Origin of the sequence: Butyrivibrio sp. XPD2002, from assembly GCF_000423945.1 — a bacterium.
GTDB lineage: Bacteria > Bacillota > Clostridia > Lachnospirales > Lachnospiraceae > Butyrivibrio.
Window position 1 is genome coordinate 33198 of record NZ_AUIY01000031.1, and the last position, 8265, is coordinate 41462.

The following is an 8265-nucleotide window of genomic DNA, read 5'->3' on the forward strand; positions in this document are numbered from 1 at the left end:
TAAAAATTTGCTTTGGTATCCATTTCCCCTCTAATTATGCTTATTTTTGATGTCACTTTCACTACGAGGCGATTTTTCTTAATTTGGTACCCTTATATCAGACAATCATGGATACCAAATTGATATTTTCAAGAAAAAATTTCCATTTTCCCGAAAAACACCTTCAAATAAGCACCAAAAAGGATACCAAACTCAGAAAAATCCCCGATTATTTCCTTCAACCCTTTCATTCTGTATCCTTATGTATAAAGCCCCCGCAAGAGATTGCGATCAAAAAATGTACCGAGCCGTCTCCGGCGCTACCAGGTTTTTACAAAAGCGCTGCAGCAAGCCATATAGGCAAGCCACAGCGCTTCTAATATCACAACCAGCCTATAAGCATGACCTGCATCTCCCCCGAGTACGCAAATCATCCTCTAAAAATAGCTGAATCGTAAATTTAATCAGCGGAACCAATTCTAACAAGTGCACGATAAAGCTTGGCTTCGGCGCGGACCCTTGCCTCTTTGGTAAGTCTGGCATCTTTAAGTGCCTCCTCTGCCCGGGCTTTCGCTGATCGCGCACGTTCCACATCTATCTCGTCGCTCCAGAGCCAGTTGGTCGGAAGAATACGGACTTCACCTTCCATTACTGAGAGCATTCCGCCAATACATGCGGCTTTTCTCTCTGTACCATCTGCGAAGGTTACATGAGCAGTTCCCATTCCTATACCGGTACAATAGTTGGTATGTCTTGCTAATATCTCAACATCTCCATCTATAGTACGAAGCAGAACCTTCTCAACCTCGCCCTCATATTCCAATCCATCAATGGATACGACCTCTAAATGATAAGTAGCCATATTGTTAAACCCTCATCTGTCTGCTTTCCAATCACCATCCGTTCAGGAATAGCGCAGTATTATTAAACACATGGAAGCAAAATCTCTCTAGTATATTTAGCTATTCTTCTTAGCCTTCTCGAACACTTCATCAATTGTTCCGACCAGCAGGAATGCTGACTCCGGAAGATCATCACACTCACCGTTAAGAATCATCTTAAATCCGCGGATGGTTTCCTTCAGAGGAACGTATTTGCCCGGAAGTCCTGTGAACTGCTCAGCAACTGAGAAGCTCTGTGACAGGAAGTTCTGAACCTTACGAGCTCTGAAAACTGTCTGCTTATCTTCATCGGAAAGCTCATCCATACCCATGATAGCGATGATATCCTGCAATTCACGATATCTCTGGAGAACCTGCTGAACGCCCTTAGCAACTTCGTAGTGCTCCTTACCCACTACGTCAGGTGAAAGGATACGGCTGGTGGAATCCAGAGGATCAACTGCCGGATAAATACCCTTTGATGCAATGTCACGGGAAAGAACGGTGGTTGCATCCAAGTGTGTGAATGTCGTTGCGGGAGCAGGGTCTGTCAAGTCATCTGCAGGCACGTAAACGGCCTGAACTGATGTGATTGAACCCTTCTTGGTTGATGTGATACGCTCCTGAAGCGCACCCATCTCTGTAGCCAGTGTAGGCTGGTAACCAACGGCTGAAGGCATACGTCCAAGCAGCGCGGAAACCTCTGAACCGGCCTGTGTGAAACGGAAGATGTTATCGATGAAAAGAAGCACATCCTGATTCTTAACATCACGATAATATTCAGCCATTGTAAGTCCTGAAAGAGCAACTCTCATACGTGCTCCCGGGGGCTCGTTCATCTGTCCGTAAACAAGTGCAGTCTTGTTAATAACTCCACTTTCTTTCATTTCTCCGTAAAGGTCATTTCCTTCACGGGTACGCTCGCCGACACCGGTGAATACTGAGATACCACCGTGTGCCTTAGCAACGTTATTGATAAGCTCCATGATAAGGACGGTTTTACCAACTCCCGCACCACCGAACAAACCAATCTTACCACCCTTAGCGTAAGGGCAGATAAGGTCAACTACCTTAATTCCTGTCTCAAAAATCTCAGTAGCAGGAACCTGATCTTCAAATGACGGAGCCGGTCTGTGAATTGGCCATCTCTCCTGCGTCGTGGGAGCAGGCTGATTATCAACGGGCTCACCAAGAAGATTGAAAATTCGTCCCAGGCACTCGTCACCTACCGGAACTGAGATGGGAGCAGCTGTATCTACTGCATCGATTCCACGAACAAGTCCATCCGTGGAGCTCATTGCAATACAACGAACTACATCATCACCAATCTGCTGTGCTACCTCAGCTACAAGAGTGGAATCTCCATTCTTGATCTCAATAGCGCTATGCAGATCCGGCAGCTCACCCTCGCCAAAACGAATGTCAAGGACAGGTCCTGTTACCTGTATTACCTTTCCAACATGTTTTTCACTCATCGTGAGTACTCCTTTTCCTCTCATCCCTGATCTGTTCCTGTGTTTTATAAATCAGGAACATCCTTGGGAATCGGTTTTTTATTACGGTTCTTCTGCACCGGCAACAATCTCTGTAATTTCCTGAGTAATACTTGCCTGACGTGCTCTGTTATAATACAGACTTAATGTTTCAATCATTTCTTCTGCGTTGTCGGTAGCTGCTTCCATCGCAGTTCTTCTCGCTGCAAGCTCACTCGCAACAGAGATATTTATACTCGTGTATAGCACTCCCGCCAAATACTCCGGAACAACTGTATTGAAAACAGTCTCGCTATCCGGTTCATACAGAATGAGCGATTTGTTCTTTTTCGCAGCCCCATCTCCTACTGCCAGGTCTGACAACGGAAGGATAGGACTGGCCTTTGGAACCTGTGACATCATAGATACAAAATCTGTATAACACAGAAAAATATGTCCGAATTTACCCTCTTTATATGCCTCGCATAAAAGCTTTGCTACAGAGAAACACTCTGAAATTGTTACCTTGGCAACTTCTGCAAATTCCTCTGTAAAAATCGGAACATTTCTGTGCTTGAAGTACTCAACGGATTTTTTTCCTATAGGGAATACTTCAATATCACGTCCCTTAGTCTCGCTCTCCATAAACTTAAACAGGTTGGAGTTATATCCTCCTGCAAGTCCTCTGTCACCGGCGATTACAACATATAACCACTTATCATTTTTGCCTGCCTTGGTATAGGGCGACTGAAAATCATGGTTTCCATCAGCGATATCATGAAGTGTATCCAGAAGCGTTCCAAGATAGGGCTTGGAGTTATCTGCTTTCTCCTTCGCCTTTCTCAGCTTACTGGCAGCAACCAGCTGCATCGCTTTTGTAATCTGCATGGTGCTCTGTACGCTTTTTATCCGGAGCTTCACAGCTTTCATATTAGCAGCCATGTGTTATCCTCCGTTATCACTTTTTACCTGCAAGAAACTTCTCGGTAAATGCCTTAAGTACGTTCTTCATCTTCTCTTCTGTCTCTGCCTCGAGTTTTCCTGTCTCGCGAATAGTCTTCATAACATCGCTTCCGTCAGGATTGGTATCAAGGTATTCAAAGAGGCCTGCTTCATACTCTGCAATGTCTGTAACTGCAACATCAGTCAGAACATTGTTGATAACTGCGTATAGGATAGCAACCTGCTTCTCAACAGCAACCGGTGAACTCTTATCCTGCTTAAGAACTTCCACGATTCTTTCACCCTGTGCAAGACGACTCTTGGTGTCTTCATCAAGGTCTGAACCGAACTGAGCAAAGCTCTGCAGCTCACGGTACTGTGAATAGATCAGCTTCAGTGTACCTGCAACCTTTTTCATAGCCTTAATCTGAGCGTTACCACCTACTCGGGATACTGAGATACCGGGGTTAACCGCCGGCATGATACCTGAGTGGAAAAGCTCTGTCTCAAGGAATATCTGTCCATCTGTGATGGAGATAACGTTTGTAGGAATGTACGCAGATACGTCACCTGCCTGTGTCTCGATGATAGGAAGAGCGGTAAGTGAACCACCACCATTTTCATCAGAAAGCTTAGCAGCTCTCTCAAGGAGTCTTGAATGCAGGTAGAATACGTCACCGGGATAAGCTTCACGTCCCGGAGGTCTGCGGATAAGAAGGGAAAGTGCACGGTATGCAACAGCGTGCTTTGAAAGGTCATCATAGATAACCAGTACGTGCTTACCCTTGTTCATGAAGTACTCACCCATGGTGCAGCCTGTGTAAGGTGCGATGTACTGCAGCGGGCTGGGCTCTGATGCCGTAGCTGCTACGACGATGGAATACTCCATAGCGCCTGCGTTCTGCAGTTCTGCCACAAGTGAAGTAACTGTTGATCTCTTCTGACCTATTGCTACATAGATACAGATTACATCCTTACCCTTCTGGTTGATGATCGTATCGATAGCAATAGTAGTCTTACCTGTCTGTCTGTCACCGATAATCAGCTCACGCTGTCCACGTCCGATCGGGATCATGGAGTCGATGGCCTTAATACCTGTCTGCAAAGGCTCTTTAACGGGCTGTCTTTCGATAATACCCGGTGCCTTAATTTCAACAGGTCTGAAATCGTTTGATTCGATAGGGCCTGCGCCATCAATCGGCTGTCCGATAGCGTTTACAACACGTCCTATCATTGCATCGCCAACCGGAACTGAAACTACGCGTCCGGTACGCTTAACGGTCTGTCCTTCGCTGATACCAACATCTTCTCCGAACAGAACCGCGGATACTACTGTCTCTTCGAGGTTCTGAGCCATTCCGAATGTGCCGTTCTCGAACTCGAGAAGCTCTCCTGACATACAGTTCAAAAGTCCGCTAACTCTGGAAATACCGTCACCAACGGTAAGAACTGTACCGGTCTCATTCTGAATGATCGCATTTTGATAGTTTTTGATCTGGCTTCGAATCACCTCGGATATTTTTTCTGGTTTTAATTCCATTCTAAAAGCCTCCGTGGGTTTTATTCTTACTTATAGGACTGTCTCGTCAACCTTCTTGCGGAGTTCATCGAGGCGCCCCTGAACTGTTCCATCATAGAGCTTACCTTCGATCTCCACCCGGATTCCTCCGAGTACAGCTCCATCGGTTTTCTGAGTTAGAAGAATCTTCTTGCCGCTGATTGACTCAAGCTTTGACTTAAGTGCGCTTATCTGCGACTCGTTAAGTGCTATAGCGCTTGTCACGGTTGCCTCTGCAATTCCGTGATCCTTGTTATAACTGCTCCTGAACCTGTTTACGCATGAGGAAAATTGTCTCAGCAATCCTCTCTCAATGAGTATCTTTATAAAGTTAAGCAGGTACGGTTGGAGCTGTCCGTCAAATGCTTCATCAACAAGCCTTAATCTCTCTTTTCTCGGAATGGATGGTTCCGATAAAAGTGTGACATAATCAGGATTCTCCTTAAATATCTCCTTGACCGATTCCATCTGACTTAAGATATCATCCGTAAGGTTTTCCGAAAGCGCCAGATCATACAGACTTTGTCCGTATAAATCTCCAGCCTTGGTCATGACGCCTCCCCTACATTGTTAATGAATTCATCAATAAGTTTCTTATGATCGTTCTCGTTGATTTCTTTCTCCACGACTTTTCCTGCAATATCCATTGCAAGTCCGCCGATGGTGTCCTTAGCCTCGTTAATGGCTTTCTTCTTTGACTGTTCTATATCAGCTTCCGCTTTCTCCATGAGACCCTTGGCCTGCTGCTCAGCTTCCTTAACGATGTTGTCAGCCTTGCCCTGTGCTTCCTTCTGAGCATTTGCAACTATCTCAGCTGCTTCTGCCTGTGCGGATGATAAGCTTGTCTCATATTCCTTCTTCATTGATTCAGCTTTTTCCTTGGCTTCTCTTGCTCCCTTGATTTCGTTCTCGGTGAGCTGACGTCTCTTTTCGATTACCTCATTTATAGGTTTGAAAAGGAACTTCTTGATGAGCCACATCTGAATGAAGAGGTTCAGGATCTGTGCTATGAACGTCCACGGAACGAGTGTTACTAAGTCCTGTGTGCCCATTCGTTTACCTCCATAATTTCTACTTTGGGGCTTAAGCTACTGAAAAAGATCAGTTCAGATAGCCCATGAATGTGCCGGGTGCTACGAATATAAGAAGAAGACCAGTAACGAAACCATAGATACCGGTTGTCTCAGCGATCGCACAACCAAGAAGCATGGTACTTGTTACATCACCCTTACACTCAGGCTGGCGTCCGATTGCCTCAAGTGCCTTAGAAACGGCATTTCCTTCACCAATACCAGGTCCGATACCGGCGATCAGTGCACATCCTGCACCAATACCGCATCCTGCAAGTGCAATACCTTTTGCTAAAATCTGAAAATCACTCATGTTGAAATCCTCCTAAAAGTAATGTTTTTATATGAAATTGTAAAAATTACCCCTCTGCTGCGTTGGCGATATACATTATCGTCAGCATTGAGAAAATAAACGCCTGCATACATCCTGTAAACCAGTCAAAATACACGCCCAGGATTGCCGGGAGTCCGACACTGAGGATCGGAATATGGGAAAGTACATCACCCACAGCGCCCGGTATAAGTCCAAATAATGCCGAAGACGCAATGGCAAGTGCTGCATAGATAAGTCCGTCAATAACTATACCTGAGAGAATGTTACCGAAGTGACGGCAAGCCATACTTACAGGTGTTGCCAACTCAGAAAGAATATTGAACGGTGTCATTACAGCGATTGGAGTGGTGAATCCTTTCAGATATCCAAGGAATCCTCCAGCTTTGATCTTGCACGCAGTGATAATTACGAATACGACAACTGCCCATGCCGCTTCTGTTGAAAGATCGGCCGTCGGACTTCTGAGTCCTACAAGGCATATCAGGTTCGATACGATACTTGTTGCAAATATCGTGGATACCAGCGGAATAAGCCAGTCAAACTTAGTACCGCCTGTATTGCTTCGAACCAGATTGTGAGCTGCTTCAACAATCATCTCTGCAACTGCCTGGCGCTTTGAAATATTCTCGACCTGAAGGTTTCTCGTCAGGAAGATACACAGCAGCGTTATAATCGCCATTACAATCCAGCTGACAACCAATGTCTCAGTGATATTAAAATCTCCAAGGATCGGTATGCCGGTGTGGATGGTGTAATAGATCTTACTGCCGGCTACTTCAAAGTTCATACTTTATTTTCACCTTCCTTTCCTCGCAGTTAGAATCCCGCGAATTTTTATTAAAATACTCGGAATAAATAGAGGAATAACACCGGTTACAAGATTTATAGCCGGCACAAAGATAGACAGAATCACCCATAGGAGCTGCATCATCGTGCGATAACGCAAGCTTACAGCCATGGTACTTCTCGCCCTGTCCATCTCCTCTTCATTCATCCCTGTGATCTTCTGCACTGTAAGGCCCATCCAGAAGAAGTTCCCCACAGCTACGACAGTTCCACCTATCGCACCTAAGAAGACCGTATAATCAAAAGGTACCTTGTAGCCAAAAGGCGCATCCACAGGCACCACTTGATGCAAAACAAAAAATACTGCTAACACAACAAGGCTCGCCACCGCTGTCCCCACAGCAATGAACGAAGTCTCCTTCTTGACTGCATCCTGAATCACCATAACAAAACTTTTCTCTCCATTATTTTTTAAATATGTTTGTTGAAAGACACTTCTTTCTCTGAGCGTTTCTTTTTCTCGTTTTTCTTCTCAACCTCAAGATAAACCTTGTAAGCCGTCATAAATGAACCCCCGAGCCCAAAGAAAAAGCCCACAATATACACCCATGTGCCAACACCCAGTCTGGTAGTCAGCATGTAGCACGCAAATATGCAAATTAAGAGCGGTGTTACAAGAGATAAGCCCAGTTGCCCAACCATCGCAAACTGGGTCATTAATTTTGAAAAATCCGTTGTCTTTTTGATCATTTATTGTCTTTAGCTTTCTGCTTTAAACTCAATTTTTATAGATATTATCTGCGTTTCCGCCATTCATATCTGATAATTTTAATCAAAGGTCGGAATACCGCAACATATATTTCAATAATACAAGGATTAGTCAGAAAAAACAATTCTTTGTGAGCGATTTTACAAACATTTTACTTTTTATTCGCGGAAAATATATCGATTTTAAGAGCATTTTTTGAATATAATCGAGTAGGCTGACTCCTACTCGATTTCGCACACGAACATTCCGCACTTCGTGCTCCATGTTCTTACAACCGGCAAATGAATTTGTATGCAAGCATCCATTCGCTTGCCGGTCTTGTGCAACAAAACCTGCTAACAAATGTCAACAGGTGAATGAATGATTTCTGCATGATTTTATTTTTCTAATTAAGAGCATCACAATAAGGCTGGGCACTTTGTCCAGCCTTCCTAAATGCTTCTGGATACTTACTTTTTATAAACTTCAGTCACT

The 8265-nt window shown here is 44.6% G+C and carries 10 protein-coding genes; all 10 read right to left on the reverse strand.

The genetic code is table 11. The features are described from left to right. Positions 1 to 439 precede the first annotated feature (439 nt). Positions 440 to 841: an ATP synthase F1 subunit epsilon gene (gene atpC / locus G587_RS0114450; RefSeq protein ID WP_026492850.1), complete on the reverse strand. Its 402-nt coding sequence runs from the start codon at positions 839 to 841 to the stop codon at positions 440 to 442. A 96-nt stretch (positions 842 to 937) separates the two neighbouring features. After that, entirely contained in the window at positions 938 to 2335 is a 1398-nt protein-coding gene (atpD, locus tag G587_RS0114455) for a F0F1 ATP synthase subunit beta (RefSeq protein WP_026492851.1), read from the reverse strand. 81 nt (positions 2336 to 2416) lie between these two features. After that, positions 2417 to 3274, reverse strand: a complete 858-nt coding sequence (gene atpG, locus G587_RS0114460) for an ATP synthase F1 subunit gamma (RefSeq protein ID WP_026492852.1) — start codon at positions 3272 to 3274, stop codon at positions 2417 to 2419. A gap of 16 nt (positions 3275 to 3290) precedes the next feature. Continuing rightward, positions 3291 to 4814 carry a F0F1 ATP synthase subunit alpha gene (gene atpA / locus G587_RS0114465; protein ID WP_026492853.1) on the reverse strand — a complete coding sequence of 508 codons (1524 nt, stop codon included), beginning with the start codon at positions 4812 to 4814 and terminating at the stop codon, positions 3291 to 3293. Positions 4815 to 4844: 30 nt separating this feature from the next. Then, complete coding sequence (gene atpH / locus G587_RS0114470) at positions 4845 to 5384, reverse strand: ATP synthase F1 subunit delta (protein WP_026492854.1); 540 nt, start codon at positions 5382 to 5384, stop codon at positions 4845 to 4847. Beyond that, positions 5381 to 5884 (reverse strand): F0F1 ATP synthase subunit B, encoded by a 504-nt coding sequence (gene atpF, locus G587_RS0114475; protein ID WP_026492855.1) that lies wholly within the window; start codon positions 5882 to 5884, stop codon positions 5381 to 5383. Before atpF ends, atpH begins: the two co-directional genes overlap by 4 nt. A gap of 49 nt (positions 5885 to 5933) precedes the next feature. Beyond that, complete coding sequence (gene atpE / locus G587_RS0114480) at positions 5934 to 6215, reverse strand: ATP synthase F0 subunit C (RefSeq protein WP_022761136.1); 282 nt, start codon at positions 6213 to 6215, stop codon at positions 5934 to 5936. A gap of 46 nt (positions 6216 to 6261) precedes the next feature. After that, positions 6262 to 7023 carry a F0F1 ATP synthase subunit A gene (locus tag G587_RS0114485; protein ID WP_026492856.1) on the reverse strand — a complete coding sequence of 254 codons (762 nt, stop codon included), beginning with the start codon at positions 7021 to 7023 and terminating at the stop codon, positions 6262 to 6264. A 9-nt stretch (positions 7024 to 7032) separates the two neighbouring features. After that, positions 7033 to 7467, reverse strand: a complete 435-nt coding sequence (locus G587_RS0114490; RefSeq protein ID WP_026492857.1) for a hypothetical protein — start codon at positions 7465 to 7467, stop codon at positions 7033 to 7035. Between the two features lie 26 nt (positions 7468 to 7493). Next, positions 7494 to 7772 carry an AtpZ/AtpI family protein gene (locus G587_RS0114495; protein ID WP_026492858.1) on the reverse strand — a complete coding sequence of 93 codons (279 nt, stop codon included), beginning with the start codon at positions 7770 to 7772 and terminating at the stop codon, positions 7494 to 7496. Positions 7773 to 8265: the final 493 nt, after the last annotated feature.